This is a genomic window from Shewanella sp. ALD9 (assembly GCF_002836315.1).
In the GTDB taxonomy this organism is placed as follows: domain Bacteria; phylum Pseudomonadota; class Gammaproteobacteria; order Enterobacterales; family Shewanellaceae; genus Shewanella.
In genome coordinates this window covers 306290-324195 of record NZ_PJCD01000041.1, presented here as the reverse complement: position 1 = coordinate 324195, position 17906 = coordinate 306290, and the positions used below count along the sequence as shown (strand labels likewise).

At 42.2% G+C, this 17906-nt stretch carries 14 protein-coding genes; 7 read left to right on the top strand and 7 right to left on the bottom strand.

The window, feature by feature from the left end; all coding sequences use genetic code 11:
- Window positions 1-86 precede the first annotated feature (86 nt).
- Window positions 87-479, top strand: coding sequence for a VF530 family protein (locus CXF88_RS18025; protein WP_101088114.1), 393 nt, complete (start codon window positions 87-89; stop codon window positions 477-479).
- Window positions 480-507: 28 nt separating this feature from the next.
- Here the strand turns inward: CXF88_RS18025 and CXF88_RS18020 are convergent, their stop codons facing one another.
- The 3 genes from CXF88_RS18020 to CXF88_RS18010 are packed head-to-tail and all read right to left on the bottom strand — an operon-like array spanning window position 508 to window position 2464.
- Window positions 508-1440, bottom strand: coding sequence for a hypothetical protein (locus CXF88_RS18020; protein WP_101088112.1), 933 nt, complete (start codon window positions 1438-1440; stop codon window positions 508-510).
- 21 nt (window positions 1441-1461) lie between these two features.
- Window positions 1462-2070 (bottom strand): GTP cyclohydrolase II, encoded by a 609-nt coding sequence (ribA, locus tag CXF88_RS18015; RefSeq protein ID WP_101088110.1) that lies wholly within the window; start codon window positions 2068-2070, stop codon window positions 1462-1464.
- A 37-nt stretch (window positions 2071-2107) separates the two neighbouring features.
- The gene (locus tag CXF88_RS18010; RefSeq protein WP_059746680.1) at window positions 2108-2464 is read right to left on the bottom strand and encodes a YibL family ribosome-associated protein; all 357 of its coding nucleotides are present in this window, start codon (window positions 2462-2464) and stop codon (window positions 2108-2110) included.
- 449 nt (window positions 2465-2913) lie between these two features.
- On the opposite strand from CXF88_RS18010, the gene CXF88_RS18005 reads away from it, so the two are divergent.
- Window positions 2914-5391, top strand: coding sequence for a TonB-dependent receptor (locus CXF88_RS18005; RefSeq protein WP_101088108.1), 2478 nt, complete (start codon window positions 2914-2916; stop codon window positions 5389-5391).
- Window positions 5392-5596: 205 nt separating this feature from the next.
- Entirely contained in the window at window positions 5597-6835 is a 1239-nt protein-coding gene (locus tag CXF88_RS18000; protein ID WP_101088106.1) for an NADH:flavin oxidoreductase/NADH oxidase family protein, read from the top strand.
- 106 nt (window positions 6836-6941) lie between these two features.
- Here the strand turns inward: CXF88_RS18000 and nrdG are convergent, their stop codons facing one another.
- From nrdG to rssA, 3 genes are all read right to left on the bottom strand, one after another.
- On the bottom strand, window positions 6942-7409 hold the full coding sequence (nrdG, locus tag CXF88_RS17995; RefSeq protein ID WP_101088104.1) for an anaerobic ribonucleoside-triphosphate reductase-activating protein: 468 nt from the start codon (window positions 7407-7409) through the stop codon (window positions 6942-6944).
- A complete protein-coding gene (gene nrdD, locus CXF88_RS17990; RefSeq protein WP_101088102.1) occupies window positions 7409-9526 on the bottom strand; it encodes an anaerobic ribonucleoside-triphosphate reductase in 2118 nt (705 codons plus the stop codon). The genes nrdG and nrdD overlap by 1 nt, the downstream gene beginning before the upstream one ends.
- Before the next feature lie 695 nt (window positions 9527-10221).
- The gene (gene rssA / locus CXF88_RS17985) at window positions 10222-11166 is read right to left on the bottom strand and encodes a patatin-like phospholipase RssA (RefSeq protein WP_101088100.1); all 945 of its coding nucleotides are present in this window, start codon (window positions 11164-11166) and stop codon (window positions 10222-10224) included.
- Between the two features lie 183 nt (window positions 11167-11349).
- On the opposite strand from rssA, the gene CXF88_RS17980 reads away from it, so the two are divergent.
- The 3 genes from CXF88_RS17980 to CXF88_RS17970 all read left to right on the top strand — a co-directional run bounded on the left by CXF88_RS17980 (window position 11350) and on the right by CXF88_RS17970 (window position 14025).
- Entirely contained in the window at window positions 11350-12705 is a 1356-nt protein-coding gene (locus CXF88_RS17980) for a DEAD/DEAH box helicase (RefSeq protein ID WP_101088098.1), read from the top strand.
- 153 nt (window positions 12706-12858) lie between these two features.
- Window positions 12859-13296, top strand: a complete 438-nt coding sequence (locus tag CXF88_RS17975) for a DUF3010 family protein (RefSeq protein WP_101088096.1) — start codon at window positions 12859-12861, stop codon at window positions 13294-13296.
- Between the two features lie 126 nt (window positions 13297-13422).
- Window positions 13423-14025: a YgjP-like metallopeptidase domain-containing protein gene (locus CXF88_RS17970; protein WP_101088226.1), complete on the top strand. Its 603-nt coding sequence runs from the start codon at window positions 13423-13425 to the stop codon at window positions 14023-14025.
- A gap of 264 nt (window positions 14026-14289) precedes the next feature.
- Here the strand turns inward: CXF88_RS17970 and CXF88_RS17965 are convergent, their stop codons facing one another.
- Window positions 14290-14874, bottom strand: coding sequence for a carbonic anhydrase (locus CXF88_RS17965; RefSeq protein ID WP_101088094.1), 585 nt, complete (start codon window positions 14872-14874; stop codon window positions 14290-14292).
- 1726 nt (window positions 14875-16600) lie between these two features.
- On the opposite strand from CXF88_RS17965, the gene CXF88_RS17960 reads away from it, so the two are divergent.
- Window positions 16601-17872 (top strand): MFS transporter, encoded by a 1272-nt coding sequence (locus CXF88_RS17960; protein ID WP_101088092.1) that lies wholly within the window; start codon window positions 16601-16603, stop codon window positions 17870-17872.
- Window positions 17873-17906: the final 34 nt, after the last annotated feature.

Below are 17906 nucleotides of genomic sequence, written 5' to 3'. Positions count from 1 at the left end.
CAGCTTCGGCTGCCGTTTTTGTGTTGATATCACTTTGGCAACAATGTGGGTATAATATTGCCAAACTTAATTAGCTCGCACGGCTCATGACACAAGCAAACAATCCGCTTCACGGCATAAAACTAGAAACTATCGTGACTTCACTCGTTGAAAAGTACGGCTGGGAAGAGCTCGCATCTAGGATAAACATTCAGTGTTTCAAAGATAACCCGAGTGTAAAATCAACCTTGAAGTTTTTACGTAAAACGCCTTGGGCTCGTGACAAAGTTGAATACTTATATCGTAAAGCAAACAAGCTGCCATTACCGCCGCCTAAAGAAGATAGCCGTGGATCATTTTCCGCTAAATCTCGGCCAGCCAAAGCCAAAGTGAATGCGGCTAAACCTGCAGCAAATAAAGTCGTTTCTGCTAAAGCTAGCTCAGAGACTGCATCGACAGAACCTGTGAATGCCAATATTTGGGGAACTAGCTCAAATTAATGTATTCACCTATTCACATTGGTAGGGCTTATAGCGGAAATTCAAAAATTAAGCGCCACACTTTAAGCCCACCACCGACTTGATAACTTAATCCAAAATGTTCAATTTCGACACTGTCTAAGCCTATCGCACTCAAGTTGATAGGTTTAGAGAATGCTAGCGTTGCGCCTATTTCATAGGTGTATGAGGTTAGAACATCTTTCCCAACTGGGGTAACAAATTTTAGTTTATCGAAATACCAGTGTCCGGCAATAAACAATCTCGGTTCAACCCGGACATCTTGCCACTGCCAATCATAATTAACCCCAAAATCTACACCTGTTTTAAAAACCGAATAGCCTTCTGTGCTGTCGTTTTGATTACTTTGGTAACCTGCATAATAAATCCGATTTACCCAAATAGGGGTAAACAAAGGCGCATCAAGTTTATAGAGTGCAGAAACGCCAGTGGAAAAAATACCCACATGACTGTAAGTTGAAAAATTATGTCCATAGCCTAAATCAACATAGCTCTCAAGCGTTAACTTGTCGTCCACCAGCCAGTGATATTCAAGCCCAGGGGTTAGAGTAATTGTGCCGACATTGTTAGGAATGCTGCCTTGAGGTAGGTCATTAAAGGAGTAATCAAAAAAACCAAATGATGCAGTAAAGCGTAACTTCAATAAATAGTCATCTGTTGAGTCAAGCACAAATCCCATAGGAATATTGGCGACAGCAGCGCTTTGGCCAGAAGTTCGATACACACCGCTGCCTAGGTAATTGGCAAATGCATAATGAGACGCGTCAGGTTCAGTGATAAGCTCAGGTGGTGTAGTCGGCGTTAATTCAGCAGCATGACTCATACTGCTACAAACAATAAGCAATATCATCAAAGATAAGCGGAAGGTTACATCTATAAAACGCAGGTAATCAAACAATGATGATTCAATAAGCGGTAAGTTCTGCCTTTGTTTCATCATCATTTAGACTATTATTGTTGCAGACTATTCATCGTGGAAATGGTATTCCGACATCATATGGCCCAACTCTGTTGATTTGGTCTTTAAGTATGATTCGTTATAGCGATTCTTTCCCACTTGTAACGGAATACGTTCTGCGACTTCGATACCCATATTTTGCATCGCCATCACTTTACGCGGGTTATTGGTCATCAACTTTACTTTAGTCACGCCAATTTGCGTTAACATCGGCAAAACCATGTCGTATTTACGCATATCAGCTTCAAAGCCTAAACGCTCATTCGCTTCAACCGTATTAGCACCAGCATCTTGCAGCTCGTAAGCTCTTATTTTATTAAGCAACCCAATACCACGGCCTTCCTGGCGCAAGTACAGAAGAAACCCCTGCCCTTGTTCAGCAATACTCTGCATTGCTGCTTGTAATTGAAAACCACAATCACAACGTAAACTAAATAATGCATCACCGGTCAAACATTCAGAATGAATACGACCTAACATGGGCTCTGTGGGATCCAGTTGACCAAATGTCAAAGCAACGTGTTCTTTACCTGTCGCGGTTTCTTCAAAACCGTGCATAGCAAAAACACCCCAAGGAGTGGGTAACTTAGATGTTGCGATATACTTTACCGACATGAATTAACCTTACGACAACTAACTGTAAAAGAAAATATTAGAACTTAGCAGGCGCAAAACCCGTCACATCTTTTATGCCCATTTCACGGCCTAATGCCGTTAAAGGATGCACAACGACTAAACCTTTAACCGACTTGTTTAACTTACCCATATCGGCTTGTTCGGCTTTAGTCAGCACGCGCTTAAATCCTAACGCTTTCAGCGCCACACCTTCTTTGCTGAACTCGCGAGTTTGCTGGCCTTTAATGCTGGCGATTCGCTTAGTCACTGTCGCCACTTCTTTCTTAAACTGCAGGACAATCGTGGCATCGCCACGTGCTTCAGCCGCAGCTAACTTGCGACGAAACTTGTCTAATTTATCATTCAATGTCTGCAGTTCTAGCTTTAAATTCATTTGATTACCTTAAGTGCTTTGGCGTGTTAGTGAATCGTTTACGCTTATACGTTTATCACAACACCGTTTCGGAGGCAGATTATATACCCAAAACCACCTAAGATGCGAATAGCAAACGCTTCATATATGAATGTACAGGCAAAGTTTTTCACCCTGTACAAACAATCTGGATATTATCGCATTACAATTAATCATCAGCGTGAGATGCGGTGCACTTATTGGATAACAAATACTAATGTGTGCTTAAGCCACTTAATACCTAAGCTTTACCATGATTTATGCCCTTTATTGGCAAGTTAACCATGCTCATTCCTCACTCAAATTGTGCAATTGATCAGCAATCAAATCACCAAAATCCATTCTTTGCCACATTTATCACAACACACCATTGCAATACTTATGATAATCATTATCATTCGCAACATTGTTAATAAAGAGCCTAACCCGTTATGACGCCATTACGTTTATCGCTACTCGCCCTTGCTTGTCAAAGTGTACTGTTTCCCGTTTATGCTCACGCACAAACGCCTACTTCCCAATCTGAGGTTACAACACAACCTGCAGATGATACGACCAATGCATCATCCTCTACCAATTATGAACGAATAACAGTTTATGGCAGACAAAACCAAGTAGTGATGAACTCCGGCTTAGCAACCAAATCTGATATGTCGCTGATGGAAACGCCTGCCGCGGTGGTGATTGTTGATGAAGCATTAATTGATGCCCAAGGCATCACCAACATGCAAGATTTGGTTCGTAACATCAGCGGCGTAACTCAAGCGGGTAATAATTATGGTATTGGCGACAATTTAGTCGTGCGCGGATTAGGTGCCAACTACACTTACGATGGTATGTATGGCGGTGCTGGATTAGGTAACACCTTTAATCCAACTCGTTCACTAACCAACGTGAGTTCCGTTGAAGTACTCAAGGGCCCTGCTACTGGTCTGTATGGTATGGGCAGCGCGGGTGGCGTGATTAACCTTATTGAGAAAAAACCTCAATTTGACAGTAAACAGTTGTTTGAAGCTGAAGTGGGTCAATGGGATAGTTATTCTCTCATGGCCGATTCTACGGGCGGAATAACTGACGATTTAGCCTATCGCCTCGTGGCAAAAACGGCTCGTAGTACAGGTTATCGAGATCTTGGTACCGACCGCGATGAAATATATGGCTCGCTTAAATATGTATTGAATGAAAACCAAAATATTATGCTATCAACAGCATATATTAGCGATGCGATCCCCGTTGATTCAATCGGCCATCCTATCCGCATTTATAACGCAGCTTCAGTCGAGGGGAAAACCGCTGGTGAAGTCAGCTGGCAAGACTTAGTCAACGACCCTACCAGTAATGGTTTACAACTCACAGACGATCAGCGCCAACAATTAACCGACTCGTTAAGCGCAAATGATGGCCTAACACCGTATGAGTTTGGTCATAACGGTCTTATTTCACCAATGGCGAAAGACAATGAAGGCGAAGAGTTGCGCTTTAAACTAAGTCATAATGTGTACTTAACCGATGACTTATTTTTAAACCAACAACTGCAATACCGTAATTACGAAACCAGCTTTGCTCGTCAAACAGGGGCTTATAATTATGTTTATTGGCAACGTAGTGGCGTCATTAACGCTGACCCACGTGCGCCCTTGGTTGAAGATGGCACTCTATACCCTTATGCGGCACGCCGTCAGGAATACCGTAAAGTCTCGGCAGAAGAAAAGTCATGGCAGTATTTTGCCGACTTACGTTATGACTTCGACATTGGCAATATCAGTAACGAATTATTGGTTAATGCTAACTTTGAAGATCGCGATATTCGCTTTAAACAGTATTCAATTTACGACGCCGATTATACCTTGAAAGATGCCGATGGTAATTTGTCATATCAAGGTTCACTACCGTATATTTATGATATCCGTAACCCCAATTGGGGCGAAGGTGAATTTGAAGACTACGATCCATTATTAACCAGTAACTACAATAAATCTGTCACAGCTTGGGGCTTAGGCTTACAACATGTGGGTTATTTAGGTGGCGGGTTTACTAGCCGTATTGGTGTCGCATTCAATGAAATTAAACAAAGTTATGAACACTTGGGTGTCGATGCTCGTTACAGTAGTAGCTTAGCAGACCCTCAACCAGAAGCGGATACCACAGATAACGGTGTAACCTACAATTTAGGCCTAACTTATATGCCTACTGACGATATCTCTATTTTCGTTAATCATTCTAAAGGCCGTACAGCATACAGTGTGTTAGGCGATGTAAAAGGCAATGAAGCAGACCGTGAAGATTCTCAATCTATCAGTAATGATTTAGGTATTCGTGCCAAAGCATTTGATGATCAATTGCTCGCATCTTTGGTCTTTTTCAAAACATCACGTACTAATGTGGCTTATACCAATCCAGAATACGAAAGCAGCGAAGCAACACCTGATATCTTCCCGTATTTTTACGACGGCAGCGAAGATACTAAAGGGGTCGAGTTAGATCTGAATGCATATTTAAGTGACCAATGGAAAGTCAACGTTAACGCGGTTTACCAAGATGCTAGAGACAATCAAAATCCAAATAGTAGTGATTATGGCCAACGCCAAAAAGGTGTACCTTACGTCACAGCGGGCGCTTGGGTAACTTATGCCGCAGAATTTGCCTTACCAGCACCGGTATCAATCAGTCTTGGGGCTAAATATGTCGATGAACGCAGCACACACTCTAGCTCATTTGGTATTCCAGATGGTTATGTGCCAAGTTATACGGTAATCGATTCAGCGATTAGTTATGACGTTGAACGTTATAAAATCCAATTGAACATTAATAACTTATTTAATGAAACATATTACGATAAGGCGATGTTCTTAGGCGGATTACCCGGCGAAGAGCGTAATGCGAAGTTAACCCTAACTTATCGTATTTAAAAACATATCAATCTGGATTTTGTTTGCTCGAAATCTAGATCTCAATTTAGCGCTAAATCTAACGCTAAATAGAGTAACGAGATGATGAAAGCACTGCCTGTGGCAGTGCTTTTTTTATCGCTATCAATGAGGATAATTGACTATCTAGGCTACTTGTAGGATAAACAACACATTAATTCAGCGGCTTACCTTAGGACATTATTTCATGGCTCATACCATTTTCACACCATACACATTGAGCAATGGTGCCATCATCCCCAATAGATTGGTTAAAGCCGCAATGGAAGAAAACCTTGCTAACACCTTACAACAACCTGATGACGCATTGTTCAACTTGTATGAAACATGGGCAAAAGGCGGCGTCGGATTAATGATCACTGGTAATGTGATGATTGATCCCTTAGCCATGACAGGTCCTGGCGGAGTGGTATTAGATCCCAACAGCGCACTTGAGCCGTTCATCCAATGGGCCAAAACAGCTAAGCAAAATAGCGCCAGAATATGGATGCAAATCAATCATCCAGGCCGTCAGGTGTTTAAAGCGATGGGCGGTAAAAACCTAGCCCCTTCTGCCATCGCACTCGATTTAGGCAAACACTCATCAATGTTCTCTCAACCAAAAGCGATGACAACAGCAGACATTGAAGAGGTTATCCAACGGTTTGTTACCACGGCACAATTGGCTCAACAAGCTGGGTTTGATGGGGTGCAAATTCATGCTGCACACGGATATTTGCTAGCTCAATTTTTATCGCCGTTAACCAATCAACGTAATGATCAATGGGGCGGAAAGCTTGAAAATCGTGCCAAGTTATTACTCGAAGTGGTTAAGCAAGTAAGACTTCAATGTGGTGCCGATTTCGACATAGCAGTAAAACTCAACTCTGCCGATTTCCAACGCGGTGGCTTTGATGTCGACGACGCCGAAACCGTCATTAATATGTTGGCACAGTATCACGTTGAAATGGTGGAATTATCAGGTGGCAGCTACGAAGCACCAGCCATGCAAGGTCGCAGTGCTGATGAGCGAACGTTAGCTCGAGAGGCTTATTTTTTAAGTTTAACAGCGCAATTGGTCCAGCGTAGCCCTATTCCATTAATGTTAACCGGAGGTATTCATCGCCTGCCTGTGGCTCAACAAGTTATTGATGCTGGTTTTGCATTATGTGGTATCGCTAGCGCCCTCGCCTTCTATCCTGACTTAGCCAATAGATGGCAAATTCAGCCAGAGTTTGTCCCGTCAATTCCAACAGTGAATTGGCAGAGTAAACCTTTGGCTGGACTGGCGACGATGGCCGTCATTAAACGCCAACTTCGTCGTGTAAGCCAAGGTAAGTCGCCACACACTAATGATTCACCATTGTGGAGTTTATTAATCGATCAATATAAAACCAAACAGCGCACTAAACGTTATCGCCATATTGTGGGTCTTTCTAATCATTAACGGGTTAACGATTAGCGGATTAAACATTTATTTGCTAACGATTAGCGCGCTGACAGTTAACGTGCTGGACATTAAGCGACTCGTCTTAACGCCTTCATATAAAACGCTAGCGCATAAAACGATGGATCTGTTGATTGCTACTGCCGCGCCATAATAGCGCGGGGTCGGCTTTGTCTTGCTCATACTTACCGTCAATCAACACATCCACAAAGTTCACCACAGTTTGTTGCTGCGGTGTAAGTTCAGCCAGTTGATAACCGGTCCACAGCCAAATATCTTTATCGGGACATTCCAGCTTTACCCGCGTAACCAATTTTAGTACGCCTTCAAAATTGGCGGGATGCAGCGGATCGCCACCACTTAACGACAAGCCTCGACGGTAAATACGAGTATCGGTTAAATCATCAATAATCTGATCTTCTAGTGCTTGGCTAAAAATATGGCCAGCATCTACACGCCAAGTACTTTGGTTATAGCAACCTTTACAACCATGCTCGCAACCGCTGACAAATAACGTACAGCGGGTGCCTTCACCGTTAATCACATCAACGCTATGATATGCACTGTAATGCATTATAAATGCTTCACTCTACGCTTAACTTCTTCTTGCTTACCGAAGTTAAATGGTCGTGCATCTGGGCTACCTAAATAACCACACACGCGACGAGTAACAGACACTCGGCTTGGCTCATGATTACCACATTTAGGACACACAAAGCCCTTACTAGTACAATTAAATTCACCAATAAAACCGCAATCGTAACACTCATCAATGGGAGTATTGGTGCCGTAATATGGCACTCGGCTATAACTGTAATCCCAAACGTTTTCGAGCGCTTCAATATTGTGCTGCATGTTGGGATATTCGCCGTAACAAATAAACCCACCATTGGCGATCGCTGGATAAGGTTGTTCAAAATCAATCTTATCAAAAGGATTTACTTTCTTTTCGACATCTAAGTGAAAACTATTGGTGTAATAGCCTTTGTCGGTCACACCTGCCACTACGCCAAACTGGGTAGTATCAAGCTGACAAAAACGGCTGCATAAATTTTCACTTGGGGTACTGTATAAACTAAAGCCATAACCTGTTTGTTGTTTCCAAGACTCAGTGGCTTGCTTTAAATGACTAATAATGGCGACAGCTTTATCACGTAATTGTGTGTTATCAAACACATGTTCAGCATTGCTATATAAAGCATTAATGGTTTCGTGAAGACCAATAAACCCTAACGAAATTGATGCCCGGCCATTTTTAAAGATTTCGCTCACATCATCATCCGCATTTAGGCGCACACCACAGGCGCCTTCCATATAAAGGATTGGTGCCACTCGTGCTTTGACTCCGGCTAAACGGGCAATACGCGTTTCTAAGGCTTTGCGGGCAATTAACAAACGCTCATCGAGTATTTGATAAAAACGCTGTTCATCTTTACCTGCTTCCAACGCTATACGCGGTAAATTAAGACTGACAACACCTAGATTATTGCGGCCTTCATGGACCAATTGACCATTTTCTTCATAGGCGCCCAAAAATGAGCGACATCCCATTGGGGTTTTAAACGAACCGGTGACTTTCACGACTTGATCATAATTGAGAATATCTGGGTACATGCGCATACTTGAACACGTTAAGGCCATCTTTTTGATATCGTAATTAACATCAGTCGCTTTATGATTCACGCCATCTTTAATGGCAAACACCAATTTTGGAAAGACTGCTGTTTTACGATTTTTACCTAAACCCGCCATACGTACAGTTAACATCGATTGCTGAATTAAACGCGACTCCCACGACACGCCTAAACCAAAACCAAATGTGACAAATGGCGTTTGCCCATTAGCGGTATGCAAGGTATTCACTTCATATTCAAGTGACTGGAATGCGTCATGACACTCTTTTTCGGTTTGCGTCATCGCATAACCTTCTACGTCAGCCACTTGCCATTTTTTAGCGACGCTAAGGTGCTTTTGGTAACTGATTTGCACAAACTCAGCTAACACTTCGTCGATACGGTTAATCGTGGTACCACCATAAATATGGCTCGCGACCTGGGCAATAATTTGCGCCGTAACAGCAGTGGCAGTTGAGATAGACTTAGGCGGTTCTATTTCAGCATTACCCATTTTAAAACCATGCGTTAACATGCCGGCTAAATCAATTAGCATGCAGTTAAACATCGGGAAAAAAGGCGCATAATCTAAGTCGTGATAGTGAATTTCGCCTTTTTCATGGGCGGCTACCACATCTTTTGGCAGTAAATGGGTTTTGGCATAATGCTTGGCCACAATGCCCGCTAATAAGTCTCGCTGGGTCGGGATGACTTTGGCATCTTTATTGGCATTTTCGTTTAAAATCGCACTATCCGATTGCTCAACTAAACCGCGAATAGCACAATTTAATTTACTCTGGGTTTCACGGTGTTTATCTCTATCGTGACGGTACTCAATGTAATGACGCGCCACCGACTTAAACGGGCCCGACATTAATAAATTTTCAACTGCATCTTGTAGTTCGTGAATATCAACTTCGGTCTTCACAGCCATTTGCTGCTCTACCGTCTGCGCTAACTGCTGTGCATATTGATGGTCGGCTATACCTGCAGACTCCATTGCTGCCACAACAGCCTCTTTGATTCGACATCCATCAAACGCAGTTCGGCATCCATCCCTTTTCACTACTACAAGCATACAACCATCCTTTACAAGCACTATATATAGCGCTTTAATACACGCACAACACAAGATAGAGTGTATTAGACACATTTACGCGGAGTAATACCTTGATCCAGATCATAATTGTCGGCAGTACTTAATATTGAAAAAACACTTGCTATCAACGATAGATATTGTAGGAATAGCAACTAATTTTGACAGGCTAATACAAGGGGATAAAATCGACATAATTTAGCGATTTGGGATGCTTTGCTGAATCGATAATCTGATGTGCAAACGCCATAAGGGTTGTATTTGACAACTTAAAATGGTGCTGAATGACGGTATTAAGTCATTGATCGAACCTTAAATGGCTAGATCAACAACATAAATAACGTACCCACTGTATCTAATGACTCGGTAGTTATCGTTAGATAATTGCGGGTAGACCATTGCGGATAGATCATTGCGGGCAAGTCACTACTAGATAACTACTCGATAACTACTAGATAATGACTAAAACACTATGAGAGAACCATGAGATAACTACTAGATAACGATGAGAGAGTGAATAATCTTATCAACTACATCAGACTGCGCAGGTTAGACAATGCCCTAGTTGAATAACAAACGCGGATTTAATGACAAATACCGATAAAATAGCAAGCATTCACTTAGCGGCAATCAACGGGTGTATTTATCATAAACACACCACTATACTTGATACCGCTTCAACATTTCTTTAAGGTCGCTTCGATTAAATGTTTAATATCACTTACAGCCTGCTCACCGGCTTTAATCGCTTCTTTAGCGCGATGAAACTCCATGGTGCCAATATCACCCACATCAGGTACGATGCAAATATCAGGAGGCTCGCCCATTAGGCGTGAACGTTTATGGCGTTGTTCTAGAATATCCATCGATTGTGACATCACCGCCAGCATACCCGGATGGGATTTTGAACTTCCTAAAGAGAATTTATCGGTTAAGCCATTCATATAATCTTTGCCTTTACCCCATAGGTCCATAAAGCCAGATTCAAGCTCGCGCTTTTCATCAATAGGTTCAGACTTAGTGGCTTTGCGGCTTTTTACTTGCTCTGGGATTAAGTGCATTTGGCCACGACGATGGCCATTTAAATCCACCGCAATAACCACATCAACGCCCATAGAGCGAGCTAATGATACCGGCACAGGATTCACTACCGCACCGTCCACAACCCAGCGATGCCCTTGCTGTACTGGGGGTAAAAAGCCCGGCATTGAACATGAAGCCCTAACCGCATGGCGTAAGTCACCTTCTTTAAACCAAATCTCTTGCCCAGAATATAAATCTGTCGCGACTGCAGCAAAGGGACGATTCAGCTGTTCAATGTTAAGGTCGCCAATACGATTAGCCAATACATCAAATACTTTTTCACCACTGATAAGTCCGCCTTTGCGCCAGCCTAAATCCATTAACCCGAGTACATCCCAACTTGAAAATCCACTCACCCAGGTTTCAAGTTCACCCAAATGATTATTGGCATAGGCAGCACCCACTAATGCACCTACCGAACAACCTGCCACTTTGTCAGGATAAATATCTAACTTGGCTAAACCATTCAATACCCCAATATGTGCCCAACCTTTAGCGGCTCCACTGCCTAGCGCTAATCCCACGGTGAGCTTTGTCATCTTTCGTTCCTTCCATGCTCGGTATTCAATTTTACGATACGCCCGCCTGAATCGTCCCATAGCGACGTCGAACTCAGGCAATAATATAAAGCTAAAAAATAGCATAACTAAAGCGACTCTTGTTGGCTATAGCAAGGTGAAACAGCTATAATCGTCGGCTATCATTTTTTAGGGGATTTACCTTTGCAATTTACCGATTTTTCGTTGGACAAGCGCCTGCTTGACAGTCTAAAGCACCTTGGCATTTCTACGCCTACCGATGTTCAAGCGCAAGCACTTCCCATTGCCTTATCAGGTAAAGATTTAATGGCATCGTCTAAAACCGGCTCAGGTAAAACCTTAGCGTTTTTATTGCCCGCAATGCAACGCGTGATATCCACTAGAGCATTGTCGAAAAAAGATCCTCGGGTACTTATCTTGTTACCGACTCGTGAATTAGCCCAGCAAGTTTATGGCCAATTACGTTTATTAGTCGCCAATACCCAATATAAAGCCATTAGCGTACTCGGCGGTGAGAACTTTAACGACCAAGCCAAAGCATTGGCCAGAGATCCACATTTCATTGTTGCCACACCGGGACGTATTGCGGATCACTTACAACAGCGCCACTTATATTTAAATGGCTTAGAATTACTGGTTCTTGACGAAGCTGACCGTATGCTCGATTTAGGTTTTGCGCCACAGCTAAAAGCCATTAATGATGCAGCTGATCATAAGCGTCGCCAAACGTTAATGTTTTCAGCTACGTTAGATCATGAAAGCATCGGTGACATTGCAACAACATTGCTCAAAACACCAAGCCATGTCTCTATCGGTGAGTCTTACACTGAACATAAAGATATTGAGCAAAGAATTATTTTGGTTGACCATTTAGACCATAAACAAGCCTTGCTACAGCATATCTTAAGCCAAGAGCAACACAAGCAAGTGATTGTATTTACCGCTACGCGTTCAGATACCGACCGTTTAGCCACGCTATTGGCTGCGCAAGGTTTTGCCACCTCAGCACTCAGTGGTGATTTAAAGCAATCGGCTCGTAACCAAATTATGGATCAATTTGCTCGTGGCCAATCAAAAATATTAGTGACAACCGATGTGGCATCACGCGGCCTTGATTTAATCAACGTATCATTAGTGATTAACTTTGATATGCCAAAGTTTGCAGAAGAGTACGTCCACCGTATTGGTCGTACTGGCCGTGCAGGCGCTAAAGGTGATGCGGTTTCATTTGTAGGTCCTAAAGATTGGGACAGTTTTAAAAAAGTACAATTGTTTTTACGTAAAAATTTCGACCTCACGGTGATTGAAGGCTTAAAGGCCAAATTTAGCGGTCTAAAAGATAAGCCTCAGGCAGGCAAAGCTGGTACCAGTGCAAAAGCAGCTGTGATCAGCAATAGAGTTAGCGCACCTAAAAAACCTAAAGCGGCACCAAAGAGTGATAAACGCTTTATCACTGGCGTCGATGTCGGTGATGCGCCAGTTCGCCGTAAAGTTAAGCCTATTGTCATTATCGAAGACGACGGCACAGCAGAAGACTAAATAGCCCATAAATCGCAGGTAATCTGCAAGTAGATGACCAACAAACTGCGATGACAGAATAATGAATGTAGGGCAGTACACTGCCCTGCAACAAATGAACGATAACGAGCATGCCAACGGCACACTCGTATGAATAAACCAGTAAGGATTAACATGAAAATTTGTGGTGTGGAATTAAAAGGCGGCGAAGCCATTATCTGTTTACTGACCTATGAAGGCGAAACCTATAACGTGCCAGCATGTCGTAAAGTTTCATTCAGTATTTCACAATCAGCTAGCACGGACTCAATTCGTGAGTTTGATTTTGCGTTTAAAAAACTAATGAGCGACTACAAAGTCGATGAAATAGCTATTATTGAACGTGAACAAAAAGGCAAGTTTGCCGGCAGTGCCACCAGCTTCAAACTTGAAGCGGTACTTCAATTAATGGACCTTCCAGTTTCGCTTATTTCTCCATTGATTATTAAAGAGCAATTAAAGCGTAACCCGCCACAAGTTGACTTTGAATCATTGGATCTAAAACGCGTGCAGCTTAATGCATTTGATGTTGCTTATGTTCAGCATAACCGACTCATCTTCGGTAAAGTGTAACCCACCGCTTTCACCGTTCTATATTGGCGTTATCGATACCGACTCAGATAACGGTAACGCCAAAAAATCAGTTGAACTACAACCATGTCAGATACTAAAACTAAAAAACCTAAAGCCCCACCTAAAATGCCAGTCAAGTCGGCAAGCCAATCATTAAAGCCAAAAACAGATCTCAGCCTGTTAGTCACCAGTGCCGACATTAAAAAGCAGCAAAGTGAACAAAGTGCATTGCGTTATTTGAATGGTTATCGTCCTGACGTGGTCGAGAAAATTCGCCAACTCGTTGACGCTAACGCCTTAGCTGCCCACTTTTTAACACGCTACCCAAAAATACACGACGTTCGCACAGACAAAGCCTTATACGATATGGCGCTGACATTAAAAAATACCTATATGCGTCAGTCAGACCCATTAGCCAAAGTCATTTTTGACGAAAAAATCAGCTTAAGCCACCATGCCCTGGGTTTGCATTCTTATGTTAATCGCCGCCAAGGTAATAAAGTGAAAGCCAAAAATGAAATTAGAATTGCAGCACACTTAAAACACGTTCCGTTTGAGCTATTACAAATGGTAGTGGTGCACGAATTGGCCCATCTGCGGGAAAAGGAACACAACAAAGCTTTTTATCAACTATGCAGCTTTATGTTAGCGGATTACCACCAATTAGAATTTGATATGCGAGTATGGTTAGTAGCTGAAGAAGTCGGACAATCGCCCTACGCGAAGTAATCGATAAGCTATTGGCTCAATATTTTGTTTTAAAAAGACCCAGATACTGAGGGCTTGCAAACAGACCCCTCCATACTGAACAGAACAAATTAATCCATAAGTTAAGCACCGACATATTCAAGTTTGATTGTGTTGTAACTCATTTATGGACAAAGGTTAGTTTAAGATCTGGCCTGCAGCCACTAACGTCGCAAATAACCGGATATCAAAAGCCGCATGGCGCGAAGCGGCGCAGTTCTTGACAGTCCGAGTTAATTTGCCTTGTTAGATTTTTGCCTTGCCGGCTTCTGTTGCCTCTGGAACTTCTACAAGGCTTCCAGATTTACAGTCATAAATATAGCCATAAATTGGAATATCACCTGGAACCATTGAGTTACTTCTGATTCGCTGAACATCCTCCAAAACACTTTTTTCTTGATCACTGATAGTTAACCAATTGATGTATTTACCATCGGTTGTACCACCACCAGCATTGCTATCGTGCCAACCCGAGGCATCAACGCTTGCGGTTTTGAGACTACCAGACAACAAACCACCCATAATTTCATTGTTGAATGTTTCCATCCCACAATCCGTATGGTGAATTACAAACCATTCTTTCGTTCCAAGTAACTTATATGAAATTACCAAGGAACGGATGGCATCATCACTTGCTCGGCCACCCGCATTACGAATCACATGGGCATCACCTTCAGCAAGACCTGCATATTTTGCAGGATCTAAACGAGCATCCATGCATGTAAGTATTGCAAACTGCCTTCCCGGAGGCATTGGTAGATTACCTTTATCTCCAAAGTCAGCCACGTAATTAGCATTTGCAGATGTTACTTCCTCTACTATTTTACTCATCATCATTCTCCTTTGTTTTGCCGCCAATTTTTCTCTATTGCTAGTTTCCACGACAGATTATGAAAACCTAACATTTTAGTCTTTATGCGTTGTGTTATTTGCGACGCATTAATCGCTTGTTGGACTTAGCCGATGCCTAGTCAAAGCTAATTGACATACTTAATGCTATTTTTGATGCGGGCTCTGGGCTACAGAGCCGTTTTTTGGTCAATTGATATCGAGTAGTGGGTAAGTTTTCATTGAAATCACTTTTCATAGTATTTTTCTATCATACATCTTTAAGCTTGGCTGATTCAATGAGGGTTATAAACTCAATTGAAACCGAGAATTTTTATGATTACATAACGAGAAACAAAACGGCTAATTTACAAAAGGCAAATTATAACTGTGCTTATGCACAGCATTAAAGGTCTATGCCTTCTATGGTATTTGTTGAAAAAAATAGCATGAAGCTCACATGGTTGTGAGCTTAGCTTTCGCGGTACAGGTCGTTATTTGGCATCCATGCCACCACGACATTAGTGAATCCATTCACATCAGATTCCAATCGAAATCGAAAGCGTTAGCATTTTCACTCTTTACAACAAAATGGGCCGAAGCCGTATTCAAATGAGATTCAACGCTGAATTAATCCCTATGGCGACCTTTTCGCTCTGTTGTTTAAGTAAATAAGGAAAATATTGCGGGGCAGCGGGGCCAATTATTTTGTAAACTATAAGAGGGAACTACCGTTGGTTTCCTCTTGGTCTGGTGTGGTCGAAGCGCCACGTTCGTAGTGGCCGCAGGCCAGGAAATTAACCATGATCCCTATTTCTATAATGAATTAACATAACTACTTTTAGCTTTAATTACGATAGCTTTAATTACGATAGCTTTCAAGATGATACAACTGTATAAATTGAACAGGAATTACTCACAAGCAGAGCGTTAGATAGAAAGTTCTGTCCAATTCAGTAGATTCAAAGCAGTGCTAGTGGTTTGATCCGCCTTGTGGCTTCATCACGGCCAATACTAGCCCTTTTATCACGAGTCCCTTATCACCAACCTAATGCCGCCATTTTATTATTCGCTATGCGCTTATTAGTAACATGCTCAAACATTAATAACTGAGTCACAATTTTCGCACCTAAGTCCAAGGCAAGATATATACAAACTGTAACCACTGTAACTACTGGTATATGCTGCAAACCACTGTTAAATCAATTCCTTATTCGATTTATTCTAAGAGAGTTTCATCATAATGACTCTTTTCAAATAAGCAGTTTGTTACAAAGGTTATGACTGGTAAACATTTCAATTTATATCATCTTTATTGAAAGCATTTATCACAATATTTAGAGTAAATATTGTTCGATTTCAGTGCAATGCTGCTCAGCATTGTACCGCTGTAAAACTAATCTAAACTGCAAAACCAAAAGCCACACTCTCAACATGCTGATTTATAATATAAAAAAATAATAACCACACTTGGCATAAATCTTCCTTTCATATTGTTTGTCAGTGAAATGTGCAAAACGCAGGTTACATCAGCGTTAACCAACGTCGTTTCTTGCAACAACATCGCCCAGTTCTGTCCCAAAGAGCACTATAAGCAGCGTCAACACGCGGTATTAATAAACTAAAACACGCTTTAATACCTGGGTAAATTCGGAGTTCATTACAATCAATCTTGGTTATTAGCTGTGTGAATTGGTGACGTATCACACACAAAACCTATTGGAGTGACATGTTAAACGCGTTAATCCCACTTTCAGCATTACTCATATCTAATGCATTCTTAATTCTTGGCCATGGTTTATTACTGACTCTGCTCCCCATTGCGGCGAGTGAATCTGGTTTTAGCGATACTCAAGTCGCTTTAACCGGATCGGGTTACTTTTTAGGATTTGTTTCCGGCTGTTTAGCCACACCCTATATGCTAAAACGAGTTGGGCATATTCGTAGCTTTGCTGTATTGGCAACATGTTACTCGGTGGTCATCTTACTATTTCCTTTATTACCCGTGTTTTATAGTTGGATGTTATTAAGGTTTTTAATCGGGGTGATGATTTCTGGTTTATACATGATCATTGAAAGCTGGCTAAACGGCACGTCAACAGCGAATAATAGAGGAACAATACTGTCTATTTATACCACGCTAAATTTAATCATGGTGATGTGTGGCCAACAACTGTTCAATTTAGGCAGCGAGCACGAATCGATGCTATTCGGTCTAGCCGCTATATTTATCTCTATCGCAATCATTCCGGTGTCACTGACACGTTCATCAGCACCTGCGGTGGTAAATCACGTTAAGTTGAATATGGCCAAGGTATGGCGGCACTCTCACGTTGCACTGATTGGAGCCGTGGTTGCTGGTTTTGTCACAGGTGCATTTTGGGCATTAGCGCCTATTTACGCTAAAGATAATGGTTTTGACAGTATTCAACTCGGTACATTTTTATCTGCTACCGTCCTTGGCGGAGCTTGTTTTCAAGTACCACTAGGTAAGTTATCCGATAGGTTTGATAGGCGCAGTGTTTTGATGTTTACTGCCTTAGGTGGCTCCTTGGTGTCATTACTCTTCGTCACTCTTCCTTACGTAGTCACTACTTTTGGCGGTTGGCCAGCAGCAATATCAGCCTTTTTTTGGGGAGGGACATGTATGACGCTATACGCAATATGCTTAGCCCATGCTAATGACAACGCCACCGCTGAAGATTTTGTTGAAATAAGCAGTGCCATGCTTATCACTCTTGGGTTATCGTCGGCTATTGGTGCGCCTATGGCTTCACTTGCGATGGGATTATTTGGCGCCAAGGGTCTATATGCCTTTACCAGTTCATGTTTGGCGATTTTCTTCGTGATAGTATTATTAAGACGCCGCAGCCATATTGCCCCCTCAACACTTGCAACAAAAGAAAGTTTTCGTGCCGTCACCGATATGGCAAGCCCAACAGCATATGAAATGGACCCCAGAACTGAGATAGATCCACAAGCGGAAGCACTGCAACGATAAGTAATAACAAGGGACAACCGTTACCGCTAGTATT